General features: G+C 74.6%; 16 protein-coding genes and 1 pseudogene. 7 read left to right on the forward strand and 10 right to left on the reverse strand.

Annotated features, from left to right (window positions below; translation table 11 throughout):
* The first annotated feature begins 37 nt into the window (after positions 1-37).
* Positions 38-712: a CGNR zinc finger domain-containing protein gene (locus ACH4B3_RS02025; RefSeq protein ID WP_398460769.1), complete on the forward strand. Its 675-nt coding sequence runs from the start codon at positions 38-40 to the stop codon at positions 710-712.
* A 98-nt stretch (positions 713-810) separates the two neighbouring features.
* Here ACH4B3_RS02025 and ACH4B3_RS02030 read toward each other — a convergent pair.
* Positions 811-1077: pseudogene (locus tag ACH4B3_RS02030) on the reverse strand (S24 family peptidase); the annotation flags it as partial.
* Between the two features lie 140 nt (positions 1078-1217).
* Here ACH4B3_RS02030 and sodN point away from each other — a divergent pair.
* Positions 1218-1613 carry a superoxide dismutase, Ni gene (gene sodN, locus ACH4B3_RS02035; RefSeq protein ID WP_398460770.1) on the forward strand — a complete coding sequence of 132 codons (396 nt, stop codon included), beginning with the start codon at positions 1218-1220 and terminating at the stop codon, positions 1611-1613.
* A gap of 203 nt (positions 1614-1816) precedes the next feature.
* On the opposite strand, the gene ACH4B3_RS02040 is transcribed toward sodN, so the two are convergent.
* The 3 genes from ACH4B3_RS02040 to ACH4B3_RS02050 form a co-directional block, all read right to left on the reverse strand.
* Complete coding sequence (locus tag ACH4B3_RS02040; protein WP_398460771.1) at positions 1817-2758, reverse strand: hypothetical protein; 942 nt, start codon at positions 2756-2758, stop codon at positions 1817-1819.
* Positions 2759-2938: 180 nt separating this feature from the next.
* Positions 2939-3448, reverse strand: a complete 510-nt coding sequence (locus ACH4B3_RS02045) for a pyridoxamine 5'-phosphate oxidase family protein (protein WP_398460772.1) — start codon at positions 3446-3448, stop codon at positions 2939-2941.
* A gap of 110 nt (positions 3449-3558) precedes the next feature.
* Positions 3559-4557 (reverse strand): LysR family transcriptional regulator, encoded by a 999-nt coding sequence (locus ACH4B3_RS02050; protein WP_398460773.1) that lies wholly within the window; start codon positions 4555-4557, stop codon positions 3559-3561.
* Between the two features lie 242 nt (positions 4558-4799).
* Here ACH4B3_RS02050 and snpA point away from each other — a divergent pair, with 242 nt between their 5' ends.
* Positions 4800-5498 carry a snapalysin gene (gene snpA / locus ACH4B3_RS02055; RefSeq protein ID WP_398460774.1) on the forward strand — a complete coding sequence of 233 codons (699 nt, stop codon included), beginning with the start codon at positions 4800-4802 and terminating at the stop codon, positions 5496-5498.
* A gap of 289 nt (positions 5499-5787) precedes the next feature.
* Here the strand turns inward: snpA and ACH4B3_RS02060 are convergent, their stop codons facing one another.
* Positions 5788-6219 (reverse strand): STAS domain-containing protein, encoded by a 432-nt coding sequence (locus tag ACH4B3_RS02060; RefSeq protein ID WP_398460775.1) that lies wholly within the window; start codon positions 6217-6219, stop codon positions 5788-5790.
* Positions 6220-6494: 275 nt separating this feature from the next.
* Positions 6495-6842 carry an STAS domain-containing protein gene (locus tag ACH4B3_RS02065; RefSeq protein ID WP_398460776.1) on the reverse strand — a complete coding sequence of 116 codons (348 nt, stop codon included), beginning with the start codon at positions 6840-6842 and terminating at the stop codon, positions 6495-6497.
* Positions 6843-7300: 458 nt separating this feature from the next.
* Here ACH4B3_RS02065 and ACH4B3_RS02070 point away from each other — a divergent pair, with 458 nt between their 5' ends.
* On the forward strand, positions 7301-8257 hold the full coding sequence (locus ACH4B3_RS02070; RefSeq protein ID WP_398460777.1) for a beta-ketoacyl-ACP synthase III: 957 nt from the start codon (positions 7301-7303) through the stop codon (positions 8255-8257).
* A gap of 102 nt (positions 8258-8359) precedes the next feature.
* Positions 8360-8761: a VOC family protein gene (locus tag ACH4B3_RS02075; RefSeq protein ID WP_398460778.1), complete on the forward strand. Its 402-nt coding sequence runs from the start codon at positions 8360-8362 to the stop codon at positions 8759-8761.
* Positions 8762-9047: 286 nt separating this feature from the next.
* Here the strand turns inward: ACH4B3_RS02075 and ACH4B3_RS02080 are convergent, their stop codons facing one another.
* The 3 genes from ACH4B3_RS02080 to ACH4B3_RS02090 form a co-directional block, all read right to left on the reverse strand.
* Positions 9048-9797 carry a helix-turn-helix domain-containing protein gene (locus ACH4B3_RS02080; RefSeq protein ID WP_398460779.1) on the reverse strand — a complete coding sequence of 250 codons (750 nt, stop codon included), beginning with the start codon at positions 9795-9797 and terminating at the stop codon, positions 9048-9050.
* A 116-nt stretch (positions 9798-9913) separates the two neighbouring features.
* A complete protein-coding gene (locus ACH4B3_RS02085; RefSeq protein WP_398460780.1) occupies positions 9914-10135 on the reverse strand; it encodes a hypothetical protein in 222 nt (73 codons plus the stop codon).
* Between the two features lie 88 nt (positions 10136-10223).
* Positions 10224-11135 carry a glutaminase gene (locus ACH4B3_RS02090; RefSeq protein ID WP_398460781.1) on the reverse strand — a complete coding sequence of 304 codons (912 nt, stop codon included), beginning with the start codon at positions 11133-11135 and terminating at the stop codon, positions 10224-10226.
* 245 nt (positions 11136-11380) lie between these two features.
* Between ACH4B3_RS02090 and ACH4B3_RS02095 the strand changes: the two genes are divergently transcribed.
* Both ACH4B3_RS02095 and ACH4B3_RS02100 read left to right on the forward strand, forming a co-directional pair.
* The gene (locus tag ACH4B3_RS02095; protein ID WP_398460782.1) at positions 11381-11968 is read left to right on the forward strand and encodes an N-acetylmuramoyl-L-alanine amidase; all 588 of its coding nucleotides are present in this window, start codon (positions 11381-11383) and stop codon (positions 11966-11968) included.
* A 46-nt stretch (positions 11969-12014) separates the two neighbouring features.
* Entirely contained in the window at positions 12015-13160 is a 1146-nt protein-coding gene (locus ACH4B3_RS02100) for a 1-aminocyclopropane-1-carboxylate deaminase/D-cysteine desulfhydrase (RefSeq protein ID WP_398460783.1), read from the forward strand.
* Here ACH4B3_RS02100 and ACH4B3_RS02105 read toward each other — a convergent pair.
* Complete coding sequence (locus ACH4B3_RS02105; protein WP_398460784.1) at positions 13136-14734, reverse strand: Na+/H+ antiporter; 1599 nt, start codon at positions 14732-14734, stop codon at positions 13136-13138. The two genes, ACH4B3_RS02100 and ACH4B3_RS02105, sit on opposite strands and share 25 nt — an antisense overlap.
* Between the last annotated feature and the right edge of the window lie 23 nt (positions 14735-14757).

Below are 14757 nucleotides of genomic sequence, written 5' to 3' on the forward strand. Positions count from 1 at the left end.
CATTACTGACCCTAATCCGGCCCCGTAAGGACCACAAGTGGAACTGGCTTATTACTCCGACTTCGCGGTGCGCCTGGTGAACAGCGAGGAACCCGCGCGCGGCACCGACAGCCTGAACTCGGTCGAGGCCGTCCGCGAGCTGTTCGGGGCGGGCAAGCAGGCGGCCCGCCGGGCGACCGACGCCGACGTCACCCGGCTGCGCGCGGTACGCGTCCGGCTCCGCGCGGTCTTCGAGGCGGCGGCGGCCGGGGAGGAGGTGCGGGCCGTGGACCTCCTCAACGCGCTGCTGCTGGAGTTCCCGGTCAGCCCGCAGATCTCCGGGCACGAGTTCCGCGACGAGGACGGCCGCCCGAAGTGGCACATGCACATCGCCGACCACGCCGCCAACGCCGGCGCCGGCTACGCCGCGACCGCCTGCATGGGGCTCGCCTTCCAGCTCACCGAGCTCGGCGTGGACCGGCTGGGCATCTGCGAGGCGTCCCCCTGCCGGAACGCCTACCTCGACACCTCGACGAACCGGTCCCGGCGCTACTGCTCCGACCGCTGCGCCACCCGGGCCAACGTCGCCGCCTACCGGGCCCGGAAGCGCCTGGACGCCGAGCGCGCCGAACGCCCGGAGGACCCGGCCGAGCGGCCCGCCGGACGCGCCGGCCGGCCCAGCGGCCGGATCGCCGAGACCGCCCACGCCAGCAGCGCGCCCACCGACCGCTGACCGCGGTCGGTGTCCCGCGGCACCGGCCGCAGCCGCAGCACCGCCCGGCCCACCACCAGCTCGTCCGGGACCACGCCGAACTGCCGGCTGTCCGGCATGGCGAACGGGTTGTCCCCCAGCACCCACCAGCCGCCGTCGCGCCGGTCCGCCAGCCGCTTGACGATCCACAGGTCCTGCTGGAAGGGATGCCGCAGCATCACCACGTCACCCGGGCGCAGCGGAGCGCCGTACCGGATCACGAGCCGGTCCCCGGGCAGCAGCGTGGGCGTCATCGACGGCCCGTACACCGTGGCCGTCCCGATACGCAGCAGCCCTTGGGCCTCCCGGTCCTGCTCCGGCCCGCTGTCGCGCACCTGGTCCTGCATCCGGCACCTCCGGTCGATCCTCCATCAGCCCCAGGCTGCCACTGGACTTTTGGCCTAAGCCCCCCGGGGCGCCCGAGAAAAGCCTTCCCTCACGGAGTAATCTCGCACCTGAGAAGACGATCACGAGGAAGGACAGCTTCATGCTTTCCCGCCTGTTCGCCCCCAAGGTGAAGGTCAGCGCCCACTGCGACCTTCCCTGCGGCGTCTACGACCCGGCCCAGGCCCGCATCGAGGCCGAGTCGGTCAAGGCAGTCCAGGAGAAGTACCAGGCCAACGAGGACCCGCACTTCCGCGCCCGCGCCACCGTCATCAAGGAGCAGCGCGCGGAGCTGGCCAAGCACCACGTCTCGGTGCTCTGGAGCGACTACTTCAAGCCGCCGCACTTCGAGAAGTACCCCGAGCTGCACCAGCTCATCAACGACACCCTCAAGGCGCTGAGCGCGGCCAAGGGGTCCACCGACCCGGCCACCGGTCAGAAGGCGCTGGACTACATCGCGCAGATCGACAAGATCTTCTGGGAGACCAAGCAGGGCTGACCGCCCGGCACGGCCTCACCGGACGCCGGCCCCGCGGGGCCGGACGAGCGGTGCGCGCGGCCCGGTCGTCCCGGGGGTCCCGACCCCCGCGGCGGCCGGGCCGCCGCGTCTTCCCGGCACCACCGGGGCGCTGGCCGCGGCGGCCGGGGCGGCCGCGGTACCGGACCGGCACCGTGGCGCCGGGGCCGCCCCGGCGCGGCGGCTCAGCCCCCGGCCAGGATGTGCCGGACGTTCGCCCGGATGGTCTCGATGTCCCGCCGGACGTCCTCGTAGGTGGCCTTGCGCCGGGCCAGCTCCGCGCGCTGCTTCTCGACCGCCACCGCCCACCACTCACCGGCCGTGTTGTGCCGGCGCTTGCACTCGACGTCGGCCGCGGCGGTGGCCCGCTCCCGTTCGCCGCGGGTGGTGTTGCCGTCTTCGCCGCGGCCCCAGGCCCGGTCGGCGAAGGCGTCGGCCGGTTTCCGGTACCTCTTGAAACCCTTGTCGGCGAGGCAGTCCGACCAGGTCCGCCAGACCGTGCGGATCCGGTCGTCGCGGTCCATCGCCTTCTGCAGCGCGTAGGCGCGGCCGCCGGTGTACGACCAGGCCCGGCTGTAGTCGGCCAGCGACAGGCCACCGGTCAGCTCACGTTCGGCCTGGCCGTAGCAGCCGCCCTGCGGGACCGTCCGCCCGTCGGCCTCGCGGCCGGCCCGGGTCATCCCGTTGAGGACGCGGTACTCCTCGTCGGTCATCCGCCGGCCCTCGGGCTCCCGGCCGGCCCGCTGCGCCGGGTCGTGGCCGTAGCCCCACCGGCGGGCCCGGTCCAGATCGAGCGAGCCGAACGGGCTGTCCATCCCGGCCATCGTCACGGTGGCGGTGGACTCGGCCTTCCGCCCCGGTTCCCGGGGGTCGAGCGGGAAGTCGGTGAAGCCGAGGCCCACCATGCACCGCTGCACCAGCCGGGCCTGTGCCTGCCGGTAGCGGGCGTACTCGTCGTCCGCGAACTGGTACCGGTCCAGGGGCAGGGGCGGTACGTCCCGGTCCTCGGCTATCCGGGGCGTACCGTCGCCGGAGTCCGGGGAGTCCGATCCGCAGCCGGGCAGCGCCAGGGCCGCGGCCGCGATCCCGACCGCGAAGGCCACCCGCCGTACCCGTCGCCTCACCATCGCCGCCTCCCCCGCACGCATATGCGATTACGATCTTCGGACCCTAGCGCGGTGCCGACGGGTCCGCGATCGATCAGCGGCATTTCGGCCGCCGAGTGGACCGGGCACCCGGCGACGCCTCCCGCCCGTGCCGCGGGCCCGCCGGCACGGGCGGGCCGCCGCACCACCCCCGGCGGCCCGCTAGAAGCGCCAGCGGGTCTGGCTGTAGGCGCCCTTGCGGAAGCCGAACGCGGTGATGGGGGTGACGCCGAACACCAGGGCGCGTCCGCCCCGGTGCTCGAAGGCCCCGGCCCGGACGTCGAAGTGCCAGTCGCTGCCGTACTTGGCCTCGTAGGCCGCGGCCACCCGCCGCAGCGCCGTCTCCTCGGTCACCGGCAGCGCCGCGCCCTCCACGACCAGGTCCAGCCCCACGTCGAGGGCGTTGCCGCCGGTGGTGAGGGCGCAGTTGGGGTTGGCCGCCAGATTGCGGGCCTTGCGTTCCCCGGGGCCGGTGCAGAAGTGCAGCGCACCGTCCAGCCAGACCGACAGCAGCGGGGTGACGTGCGGGCGGCCGTCCGGCCGTACCGTCGACAGCCAGTACACCTCCGCCGCCTCCAGCTGCTCCTCGGCCTCGGACCAGGGCGTGGCGGTGGCCCCCTCGATGCTGTACCGGGGGTCGACTTCGGTGGTCGGCTCCTTGCCGGGCCTCATGCCCGCTCCCTTCGCCGGTGCTGCGCAGCCGCAGGTGCTGTGCAGCCTAGGGCCACCCGGGCCGTCCGCCCCGGCAGGCGTGCCGCGCGGCCCGGGCCACCGCCCGTCCGCTACAGCGGCACCGGCACCGGCACCCGCTCCGGCAGCTGGAACAGCGGCAGCGGGTTGTCGTGGCGCACCAGCCACTGCCGGTAGGCGTCGCTGGCCCAGGCGATCTCCCGGTAGGCGGCGGCGAGGTCGGTGAAGACCGCGTCGATGCCCGCCGGGGCGCCCGCCCCCGCCCGGCAGACCAGCAGCAGCCGCACGGTCAGCGGATCGCCCTCCAGCGCGCGGACCGCGGTGCCCGGGCGGGCCCGCGCGGTCGGCTGGCAGGGGGTCACCACCTCGCCGGCCGCGACCAGGTCGGCCGCCATCAGGTAGTCGCCGTAGACCACCCGCGGGTTGAGCCCGGCCGCGGTGAGCATCCGGCGCAGACCGGTCAGCTCGCCGTCCACCGCGGGGTCGACCATCCACTGGTCGTCGGCGAGGTCGGCCAGGCGCACCACCGGTTCGCACGCCGCCGGATGGGTCTCCGGCACCACCACGAACTGGGGTTCGCGCGCGATCAGCACCCGGAGTTCCACCCCTTCGGGGAAGCGCAGCGGGGCGCCCGCCACCTCGTGGACGAAGGCGACGTCCAGCTGGTGCTCCGCGACCATGCGCAGCAGGGTGTTCGGGGAGGCGTCGCTGCGGATGGTGGTGTCCGCGTCCGGGAACCGTTCCCGCAGCCTGCGCAGCCAGCCGGGTACCGCACGGCTGTTGGTGCTGCCGATCCACAGCCGCGATCCGGTCTGCGGCCCGTGGCCGACCGCCAGTTTCGCCTCGGCGGTCAGGGCGTTCATCTCGGCCACGATCGAGCGCGCCCGGCCGAGCACCGAGCGGCCCAGCGGGGTCAGCCGGCTGCCGGTGCGCTCCCGGGCGAACAGCTCTCCGCCGATGGCGTTCTCGATCCGGCGGAGCTGGGTGGTCAGGGAGGGCTGGCTCATGCCCAGCTGCCGCGCGGCTTTCCGTACGCTGCCGGTGTCGGCTATGGCGCACAACGCACGAAGGTGCCTGACTTCGAGCTCCACGGCCGGAGCATAGCGGCGGCTGGATCCGTCACACCAGATCCGCAAAAGAGCCCGAAAGGCGCATCAGGGACCGGTCCGCGGCCGGGGTGATAGTCCAGGGCTATCGCCTGGTGACATCTCCGCAACAGGTCCGATCTCGCCAAGACTCTGCGGCACCAACAGTTCATCCCAAGGCCCTTGGGTCGCGTACCCCCCACAGCACCGTGACCCAAGGGCCCCACGGACGATGAGGAGCCCCCCACATGAACTTCCCCAAGCCGGCGATCGCCGCCACGGCCGGACTCGGACTCGCGCTCAGCCTGTGCGCGCTGCCCGCCTCCGCCGCCTCCGGCACCTCCTCCGACCGGGCCGCCGGTACCGCGGCCCCGGCCGTCACCGCCGGGTTCGTCCCGGACGCCGCCGCGGAACGCGCGGACACCCGGGCGTTCTTCGAGGCGGTACTGAAGTCGGTCAAGGCCAAGCAGGCGAAGAAGAAGCCCGGCGCGGCGGCCACCGTGACCGTCACCTACGACGCCAGCGCCGCCCCCACCTTCCGGGCGCAGATAGCGCGCAGCGCCCAGATATGGAACGACTCGGTCGACAACGTCGAGCTGGTGGAGGGCGGCAACGCCGACTTCACCTACCGCGAGGGCGACGACCCGCGCGGCTCGTACGCCAGCACCGACGGCCACGGCGGCGGCTACATCTTCCTGGACTACGCGCAGAACCAGGAGTACGACTCGACCCGGGTCACCACCCACGAGACCGGCCATGTGCTCGGGCTGCCGGACCACTACGAGGGCCCGTGCAGCGAGCTGATGTCGGGCGGCGGCCCCGGGCCGTCCTGCACCAACGCCCAGCCCGACGGCAACGAGATCAACCGGGTCGAGCAGTTGTGGGCCAACGGCCTGGCCGGGGTCGGCCAGGACGCCTTCGGCAAGGCCGCCTTCGCCCGGGACTGACCCGCCGCGGCGGCACCGCCGCACACCCCGATGACCAGCGGCTGACCCGCCGCTCGGTCCGGTCGGCCTCTCCGGGCCGACCGGTTTGACCGGCTGAAACCCGATACGGCCGGTCAGCCCGCCGCCGTATCCGCTGCACCGAGCGGATACGGCGGCGGTGTTTCTCCGGCCGGCTCTCCGCGAGTCGCCTCGCGCCCCGGGGCCCGGGCCCGATGACGGGCCGGCGTCCGGAAGGGACCCGGCAGCCGGGCGGCCGGCGAGGACTCAGCGGCAGGGCGGCCTGCGGGACTCAGCGGCCGGGGGCCGCCCCCATCACCCCGGTCGCGGGGCGCACCGGCTCCGGACCCCGCGGCCCGAGGGCGGCGTCGACCGTGGGCAACGGCTCCAGCAGATCGGTCACCCCACCGGCCCGCAGGGTGCGCAGCACCATCGGGTCGGCGCACACCAGGCGGAGCCGGGCGCCGCGCTCGACCGTCCGGCGGTGCGCCCGGGCCAGCAGTGCGAGCCCCGAGCAGTCCAGGAAGGTGGTCGGGGTCAGGTCGATGACCACCAGGGGCGCCGCGCCGCCGGTCGCGGCGTCCAGCGGCGGACCGACCTCCAGCACCCCCATGATGTCGACCTCGCCGTGCACCTCGACCACGGTGCAGTCGGCGGCCCGGTAGGTCCGGGCGTACGACTGGGCCGGGCGCGGCTGCTCCGCGCCCTCACCTCGGTACGACATGATCCCCCTCTCCCCCGTCCGGCCGGCACCGATGGGTTTCATCGGTGCGTGGTGGCCCGCTGACGCCCCGGGCCGGTGCGCGGTGGCATGGCCGGGAACGTGCAGGCGAGCGTAAGGACCAAACGCCAGTCACGGCGGTGCAGAAACCATTCACACCCCGGGAAGTACCCCCGACGGGGTGAACCCCCGCCGCGCACATTGACACCCGGTCGAGGGTGGATCAAGCAGGCGTCCCGGTGGACCGTCGATTTCCGGCGGCGGCCACCGGATCGCCCTCACGCCGCGGACGCCAGATCGTCGAGCACCTCGAACGCGTCCGCCAGCCGCACGATCCGCAGCAGGCGCCGCAGCCGGGGGTCCTCGATGACCAGCCGCAGCCGTCCGCTCCGCTCCAGTACCCCGTTGCGCACCCGGCAGAGCACCGACAGTCCCGCGCAGTCCACGAAGGTGACCCCCCGCAGATCCAGCACGATGTCCGGATGCCGCCCGGCACGGACCAGCGCATCGAGACACGGCCGCGCACTCCCGGCCGCCACGATGTCCAGCTCGCCGACTATCTCCACCAGTGTGATGCCGCCCAGCACCCGCTCCCGGATGCCGAAGGCGGTCTGTTCCTCGACCATGTCGACCCCCCGCTCGGGGCTTTGCCTTCACTGGATGCCATACCCATCCATCGACATGGTCAGTCACCCAGAGTCGTGGCAGAATGCGGCGGACGCCCCGTTACTTGCAAGTAGTCGCCCGACGCCACGGAAACCCGTCACGCTGGGTGACGAATCAGGGGAAGCGGGGCCCGGACGGAGCCCGCCCGGCCCGGCCCCCACCCCGGTCCCCGCGCCCCCGCCGGGGCGCCCGCAGGCCGCCGGCCGCGCCCCGCACCGCGCGTACTCGCCGGTACGACGGCGGCCGCCACCGGTCCCCGCCGGGACGGAATCCGTTCGCTCCCCGTTGGGAAGGGCGAAAGCTCCAGATCTTCCGGCCCAACATTGGCAGATACCCGCCCGTCCGCCGCGAGGGCGACGACGAAGACTGGACCCCACGAAGCACAGGGTGCACCACACCCGCGAAGGGGGATCGCCCGATGAACGGATCACGTGTAGTGGCTCTCGGCCACTACCAGCCTGCGCGCATCCTCACCAACGACGACCTCGCGGGCATGGTGGACACCAGCGACGAGTGGATCCGCAGCCGGGTCGGCATCCGGACCCGGCACGTCGCCCGCCCCGACGAGACGGTGGACGAGATGGCCGCCGCGGCCGCCGGGAAGGCCCTCGCGCACAGCGGGCTGAACACCACCGACATCGACCTGGTCATCGTGGCCACCTCCACCGCGCTCGACCGGAGCCCCAACATGGCCGCCCGGGTCGCCGCCCGGCTCGGCCTCCGCTCCCCCGCCGCGATGGACCTCAACGTGGTCTGCGCCGGCTTCACCCACGCGCTCGCCACGGCCGACCACGCGCTGCGGGCCGGTGCCGCCCGCCGCGCCCTGGTCGTCGGCGCCGACAAGTTCACCGAGGCCGCCGACTGGACGGACCGGTCGACCTGCGTACTCCTCGGGGACGGCGCCGGGGCCGCGGTGGTGGTGGCGACGGACGGCGAGGGCCCGGAGCGGCCGCCCGGCATCGGGCCGGTGGTGTGGGGCTCGGTGCCGGAGATGGGTCACGCGGTGCGGATCGAGGGCACCCCGCCGCGGTTCGCGCAGGAGGGCCAGGCGGTGTACCGCTGGGCCACCACCCAGCTGCCGCCGATCACCCGGCAGGTGTGCGAGCGGGCCGGGGTGACGCCGGAGGACCTGGGCGCGGTCGTCCTCCACCAGGCGAACCTACGGATCATCGAGCCGGTGGCCCGGAAGCTGGGCGCGGTGAACGCGGTGGTCGCCCGGGACGTGGTCGAGTCCGGCAACACCTCGGCGGCGAGCATTCCGCTGGCGCTGTCCAAGCTGGTGGAGCGGGGCGAGGTCGCCTCGGGCGCCTATGCGCTGCTGTTCGGCTTCGGCGGCAACCTCTCCTACGCCGGCCAGGTCATCCGCTGCCCCTGACCGTCCCGCGCCCGGCGGGCGGGCACGGTGGCACCGGGCCCGCCCGGACCGGTGGCCGATTCGTTCAAGCCCGGCGGCCGCCGGGCTGCCTACGCTGACGGCATGACACCTCGATTCGACGCCGTCGGGCTGGTCGCGTCCGACCTGGCCGCCTCCCTCGCCTTCTACCGCCGGCTCGGTGTGGAGATCCCCGCCGACGCCGAGAGCCTGCCGCACGTGGAGGCCACGCTGCCCGGCGGGCTGCGGCTGATGTGGGACACCGAGGAGACCGTCCGCTCCATCGACCCGGACTGGAAGCCGGTGCCCGGAGCGGGCCGGATCGCACTGGCGTTCGCCTGCGACGGCCCCGCGGAGGTCGACAGCACCTACGCCGAGCTGGTGGCGGCGGGCGCCGAAGGGCACAAGGAGCCGTGGGACGCGCCCTGGGGCCAGCGCTACGCGGTGGTCCTCGACCCGGACGGCAACAGCGTGGACCTGTTCGCCCCGCTCACCCCGGCGCCCTGACCGTAAGCGCCGCGGCCCGGTCGGCCTGACCGCGGCCGACCGGGCCGCGGCGCGGTGGCCGGGAACGGTGATCCGCCGCGGCGGACCCGCACGGCAGACGGGCGCGGCGGACAGGCGCGGCGCCCCGGACGCGGCCGACGGGCGCGGCAGACAAACGCGGCGCCCCGGACGCGGCCGACGGGCGCGCTGCGGCCATCGAGCGGCGGCCGCCCTGGCCGGCTAGCGTCTCCGGCCCTCGCCTCCCGGGCACCTGCCGCGGCACCCGCGGAAGGCGTCCGGCGCCCGGTCACCCGGCGTCCGGCCCCGGCGCCCCGCCGGGCCCGCCGCCCGGGGACGCCCGCCGCGCCCCGGTGAGTTCACCCAGCGGCACCCCGGTGAGAGCCCGCACCTCGCGGGCCAGGTGCGCCTGGTCGGCGTAGCCGTGGTCCGCCGCCACGTCGGCGAACGGCCGGCCCTCGCGCGCCGCGTCCAGCGCCCGGTTCAGCCGCAGCACCCGGGCCAGCGTCTTGGGCCCGTAGCCGAACGCCGCCAGCGATCGGCGGTGCAGCTGCCGCACGCTCAGTCCCACCCGGTCGGCGACCGCCCCGACCGGCGACCCGCCGGTCAGTTCCGCCACCACCGCCGCGATCGCCGGGTCGGCCGGGGGCGCGTCACGCAGCCGCGCCAGCGCCGCCGCCTCCAGCACCCGGCCCGGGCGGTCGCTGCCGGTCAGCAGTCCGGTCAGCCGCCGGACGTCGGCCGCCGGCCAGACCGCGTCCAACGGCACCCGCAGGTCGCGGAGTTCGCAGGCGGGTATCCCGAAGACCGCGGGGCCGGTGCCGGGGGCGAACCGCAGCCCGGTGTAGCGGACGCCGGCCGGCGACTCGGAGACCTGGGCCGCGGTGTCCGGCCCGGCGATGATCAACTCGCCCGCGCCACCGCGCTCGCGCCAGATGAGGTCGGTACAGCCGTCGGGAAGCACCCGCTCGGCACCGCCCGCGGCGGTCCGCGTCCACACCACCGCCCCGGCCGGCCGCGCGGCCCGTTCCCGGTACATGACCCCAGCATCGCAGCCGCCACCGACACCGCGGCCGGCCGGCCGCGACCGCCGGGCCGGCACCGGGCGCCGCCGGTACCCCGGCGGGCTCCGGCGCGGGGTGCGGGTGCCACGGGTCAGGGGACTTCCCGCAGATAGGCGGCGCCGCAGGGGTGGCAGCAGGTCTCCTCGGCGACACCCCACTCCTCGGCGGGCAGCGTCGCCGCGTCCGGGGCGAGTTCCTGACCGCACATGGCGGTGGTCCCGGTGGCGCGGACCATGTGCCAGATCTTGACCGGCGCACCCGCCACCCGCCCCGAGCTGCCCTCCTCGTACTCCGCGCGCATCTCGTGCAGCATCGCGGTACACCTCCCTTTCCACCATGCGCCCGCCGGGCGGCGCCCCGCCACCCCGGCGCCCGCCGCCGGGCGCCGCGGCCCGGCCGGCTCAGAACACCGACAGGCCGGTGAGGGTGGTGAAGTGGTCCAGGGCGGCGACCCCCGCCACCGAGTTGCCGCGGACGTCCAGGCCGGGGCTCCACACGCACAGCGTGCAGCGGCCCGGGATCACCGCGATGATGCCGCCGCCGACGCCGCTCTTGCCGGGCAGTCCGACGCGGTACGCGAAGTCGCCCGCCGCGTCGTAGGTGCCGCAGGTGAGCATGACGGCGTTGATCCGCTTCGCCTCGCTGCGCGACAGCAGCCGGCTGCCGTCCGCGCGTACCCCGTGCCGGGCCAGGAAGGAGCCCGCCAGGGCCAGATCGCGGCAGCTCATCTCGATCGCGCACTGCCGGAAGTAGTGGTCCAGCACGGTGTGCACCGGGTTGTCGAGGTTCCCGTAGCTGGCCATGAAGTACGCCAGGGCGGCGTTGCGGTCGCCGTGCTCGGCCTCGGAGGCGGCGACGGCCGGGTCGAAGGCCAGCCCGGGGTTGCCGCTCTCGGCGCGCAGGAAGTCCAGCATGCCGGCGGCGGCGTCGCCGGTCAGCGACTGCAACCGGTCGGTGGTCACCAGGGCCCCCGCGTTGATGAACGGATTGCGCGGGATGCCGTTCTCGTGCTCCAGCTGGACCAGGGAGTTGAAGGGGTTGCCGGACGGCTCCCGGCCCACCCGCCGCCACAGGCTCTCCCCGTCCTCGGCGAGGACCAGCGCGAGCGCGAAGGCCTTGGAGACGCTCTGCACGGAGAAGGGGACCTCCCAGTCGCCCACCCCGGTCACCCCGCCGTCGACGTCCGCCACCGCCATGCCGAACCGGCTCGGGTCCACCGAGGCCAGCGCCGGGATGTAGCCGGCCACCTCCCCGCGGCCGACGTGCGGGGCCACCGCGGCGGCGACCTCGTCGAGCACTGCCTGGTAGTCCATGGTCCGCGCTTCTCCCGGGCGTTGTTCGGTGCGCCGGCCGGGGAGTCGGCCGGCACGGCTGTCGGGCGGGCCGGCCGCGGCCCGGCACCGGGCGGGGCGCCGGACGGCCGGATCAGCTCGCACGATAACCGAACGCCTCGGTCACCCAGGTCGAACATCTCGTCACGGAGTGCTTCTTCCGGGTACAAGCAGGTATAAGGCGGCCGCGCTCGGCGGACCGCCGCACGGATGGAACGGAGGCGGCCATGGCCTCACCCATGTCCGCGGCCCGCTTCCTCGACGCGCTCAAGGACGAGGGCCTGCGCGTCGTGGAAGTGCGCGACTGGAGAACCCACAACCGGAACCACGTGGGCCCGTGGGGCCCGGTGCACGGCGTGATGATCCACCACACCGTGACCTCGGGTTCCGAGGAGACCGTACAGATCTGCTACGACGGCCACCCGGCACTGCCCGGCCCGCTCTGCCACGGTGTGATCACCAAGGACGGCAGGGTGCACCTGGTCGGCTGGGGGCGCGCCAACCATGCCGGATCCGGCGACGACGACGTGCTGCGCGCCGTCATAGCCGAGAGGGCGCTCCCACCCGACAACGAGGCGAACACCGACGGCAACCGCCACTTCTACGGATTGGAGTGCGAGAACCTGGGCAACGGCGAGGACCCCTGGCCGGCCGCCCAGCTGGACGCGATCGCGAAGGCCGCGGCGGCGATCTGCCGGCGCCACGGCTGGACCGAACGCTCGGTCATCGGGCACCTGGAGTGGCAGCCGGGGAAGATCGACCCGCGCGGCTTCAGCATGAGCTCGATGCGCGCCCGCATCGGCGAGCGGCTCTGACGCCCGCCCGGACAGCGGGAACGCCGGGTCGCGTGACAATGGGACGGTGACCGGCACCGCTCCCCGTCCCGACCCCACCCCCACCCCCGTTCCCGGCCCCACCCCCGTTCCCGTTCCCGGCTCCGGCCCCGACCTCGACTGCGACTTCGACTTCGAGCACCGCCTCGGCGCGCTGCGGCCACGGCTGCCCTCCCCGCTCCAGGAACTGGACGACGACCGGTTCGCGCGCCGCGGCCTCCGGCTGCTGGTCAAGCGGGACGACCTCATCCACCCGGACATCCCGGGCAACAAGTGGCGGAAGCTGGTGCCCAACCTGCGGGCCGCCGCCGCGGCCGGCCACCGCACGCTGCTCACCTTCGGCGGGGCGTACTCCAACCACCTGCGCGCCACCGCCGCGGCCGGCCGCCTGCTGGGCTTCGCCACCATCGGCGTCATACGCGGCGAGGAACTCGCCGACCGCCCGCTGAACCCCTCGCTCGCCCGGTGCGCCGCGGACGGCATGCGGCTGCACTTCGTCAGCCGCGGGACCTACCGCCGCCGGGCCGAACCCGAGGTGCTGGAGGCGCTGCGGGCCCGGTTCGGCGACTGCCGTCCCGTCCCCGAGGGCGGCAGCAACGCGGCGGCGGTGCACGGCTGCGCCGAGCTGGGCCGGGAGCTGCGCGGCCGGACCGACGTGGCGGTCGTGGCCTGCGGCACCGGGGGCACCCTGGCCGGGCTGGCCGCCGGCCTCGCCCCGGGCTCCGCGGCCGGCCCCGCGCCCGACGGCGCGCAGGTGATCGGCATCCCGGTGCTGCGCGGCGGCTTCCTGGACGCCGAGGCCGAGCGGCTGCAACGCGAGGCGTTCGGCGGCCGGCGCGGCGACTGGCGGCTGGCGGACCGCTTCCACTTCGGCGGCTATGCCCGCCGGACCCCCGCCCTCGACGCGTTCGCGGCCGATTTCACCGCCCGCCACGGCCTGCCCGTGGAGGGTGTCTATGTCGCCAAAATGCTCTGGGGAGTGGTCACCCTGGCCGAGGAGGGCGCCTTCCCACCGGGGACCACGGTGACCGCGGTGATCACCGGGACGCCCCTGGCGGAGGCCCCCGCGGAGGTGACGGCCGCGGAGCGAGCGGCCGCGGCGGAGACGTCCGGGGAGGGGTCGCCCGGCCCGGCGGCCGGCGCGGCCGGTCAGTCCACCGCCTCCTCGCGGTAGGCCGCCGCTTCCTCCAGGTCCAGCCGGCGCAGCAGCACCCGCAGCATCTCGTCGTCGATCCGCCGCTCGTTGCGCAGCGCCACGAACACCTCGCGCTCCGCCTCGATCATCTCCCGGGAGAGCCGCCGGTAGGTGTCGTCCACGGACTCCCCGGTGAGTTCGTTGACCGCGCCGAGCCGCTCCCACACCGCGTTGCGGCGCCGCTCCAGCACGGTGCGCAGCCGCTCCGCCAGCGGCTGCGGCAGCGCGTTCCGCTCGTCGGCGAGGAGTTCGTCCAGCCGCCGCTCGGCCGCCCGGGACGCCTCGTTCTGCGCCTGCGCCTCGGCCAGGGTGGCGGTGCGGGCGTCCTTGCCGGGCAGCCGCAGCAGCCGGATCAGCACGGGCAGCGTCAGGCCCTGGACGACGAGGGTGCCGATGACGGTGCTGAAGGTCAGGAAGAGCACCAGGTTGCGGGCGGGGAACTGCTCGCCGTCGACCACCTCCGGGATCGAGAAGGCGATGGCCAGCGAGACCACTCCGCGCATCCCGGCCCAGCCGACGATGAGCGGCGCGGTCCAGTCGGTGTCCGGCTCCCGTTCGCGGATGCGGGCGGAGAGCCACCGGGGGATGAAGGTCGCCGGGTAGACCCAGACGAACCGGGCCGCCACGACGGCGAGGAACACCGCCACCGCGTACCAGGCCGCCTCGCCCATGCCGTACGCGCCGAGCCCGCGCAGCACCACCGGCAGCTGGAGCCCGATGAGCGCGAAGACCGCCGACTCCAGCGCGAACGCGACCATCTTCCACACCGCGGCCTCCTGGAGCCGGGTGGCGAAGTCGACCTGCCAGGAGCGGTGGCCCAGGTACAGGGCGACGACCACCACGGCGAGCACCCCGGACGCTCCCACCTCCTCGGCCGCCGCGTACGCCACGAACGGGATGAGCAGCGACAGGGTGTTCTGCAGCAGCGGATCGCGCAGCCGGATCCGCAGCCAGTGCAGCGGGACCATCAGCACCAGGCCGACGCCGACCCCGCCGAACGCCGCGACCGCGAACTCCTCCAGCCCGTCGGCCCAGGTCGCCCCGGCTCCGACGGTGGCGGCGAGCGCCACCTTGTAGGCGGTGATCGCGGTCGCGTCGTTGACCAGCGACTCGCCCTGCAGGATGGTCGTGATCCGGCCCGGCAGCCCGACCCGGCGGGCGATCGCGGTGGCGGCGACGGCGTCCGGCGGCGCGACCACCGCGCCCAGCACCAGAGCCGCGGTGAGCGGCAGGCCGGGCACCACCAGATAGGCGAACCAGCCCACGGCGAGCGTGGCGAACAGCACGTAGCCGACCGACAGCAGCGCCACCGGGCGGAGGTTGGCCCGCAGGTCCAGGTAGGAGCTGTCCAGCGCGGCGGTGTGCAGCAGCGGCGGCAGCACCAGCGGCAGCACCACATGCGGATCGAGCGTGTAGTCCGGCACCCCCGGCAGGTACGAGGCGCCGAGACCGGCGGCGACCAGGAGCAGTGGGGCGGACACCGGGGTGCGGCGGGCTGCCCCGGCAACCGCCGCGCTCCCGGCGACCAGCATCAGAAGTGGCACCACGTCCATCGGTTCCGCTGTCTCCGATCATC

The organism is Streptomyces sp. NPDC018031 (assembly GCF_044327625.1).
Classification (GTDB): Bacteria; Actinomycetota; Actinomycetes; order Streptomycetales; family Streptomycetaceae; genus Streptomyces.

Bases quoted from the DNA above. Each gene is read 5' to 3' on its own strand.
- ACH4B3_RS02040 (WP_398460771.1), bottom strand. From the start codon at position 2,758: ATGGTGAGGCGACGGGTACGGCGGGTGGCCTTCGCGGTCGGGATCGCG.
- ACH4B3_RS02060 (WP_398460775.1), bottom strand. From the start codon at position 6,219: ATGTCGTACCGAGGTGAGGGCGCGGAGCAGCCGCGCCCGGCCCAGTCG.
- ACH4B3_RS02105 (WP_398460784.1), bottom strand. From the start codon at position 14,734: ATGGACGTGGTGCCACTTCTGATGCTGGTCGCCGGGAGCGCGGCGGTT.
- sodN (WP_398460770.1), top strand. From the start codon at position 1,218: ATGCTTTCCCGCCTGTTCGCCCCCAAGGTGAAGGTCAGCGCCCACTGC.
- ACH4B3_RS02080 (WP_398460779.1), bottom strand. From the start codon at position 9,797: ATGTACCGGGAACGGGCCGCGCGGCCGGCCGGGGCGGTGGTGTGGACG.
- ACH4B3_RS02070 (WP_398460777.1), top strand. From the start codon at position 7,301: ATGAACGGATCACGTGTAGTGGCTCTCGGCCACTACCAGCCTGCGCGC.
- ACH4B3_RS02095 (WP_398460782.1), top strand. From the start codon at position 11,381: ATGGCCTCACCCATGTCCGCGGCCCGCTTCCTCGACGCGCTCAAGGAC.
- snpA (WP_398460774.1), top strand. From the start codon at position 4,800: ATGAACTTCCCCAAGCCGGCGATCGCCGCCACGGCCGGACTCGGACTC.
- ACH4B3_RS02045 (WP_398460772.1), bottom strand. From the start codon at position 3,448: ATGAGGCCCGGCAAGGAGCCGACCACCGAAGTCGACCCCCGGTACAGC.
- ACH4B3_RS02075 (WP_398460778.1), top strand. From the start codon at position 8,360: ATGACACCTCGATTCGACGCCGTCGGGCTGGTCGCGTCCGACCTGGCC.
- ACH4B3_RS02090 (WP_398460781.1), bottom strand. From the start codon at position 11,135: ATGGACTACCAGGCAGTGCTCGACGAGGTCGCCGCCGCGGTGGCCCCG.
- ACH4B3_RS02085 (WP_398460780.1), bottom strand. From the start codon at position 10,135: ATGCTGCACGAGATGCGCGCGGAGTACGAGGAGGGCAGCTCGGGGCGG.
- ACH4B3_RS02065 (WP_398460776.1), bottom strand. From the start codon at position 6,842: ATGGTCGAGGAACAGACCGCCTTCGGCATCCGGGAGCGGGTGCTGGGC.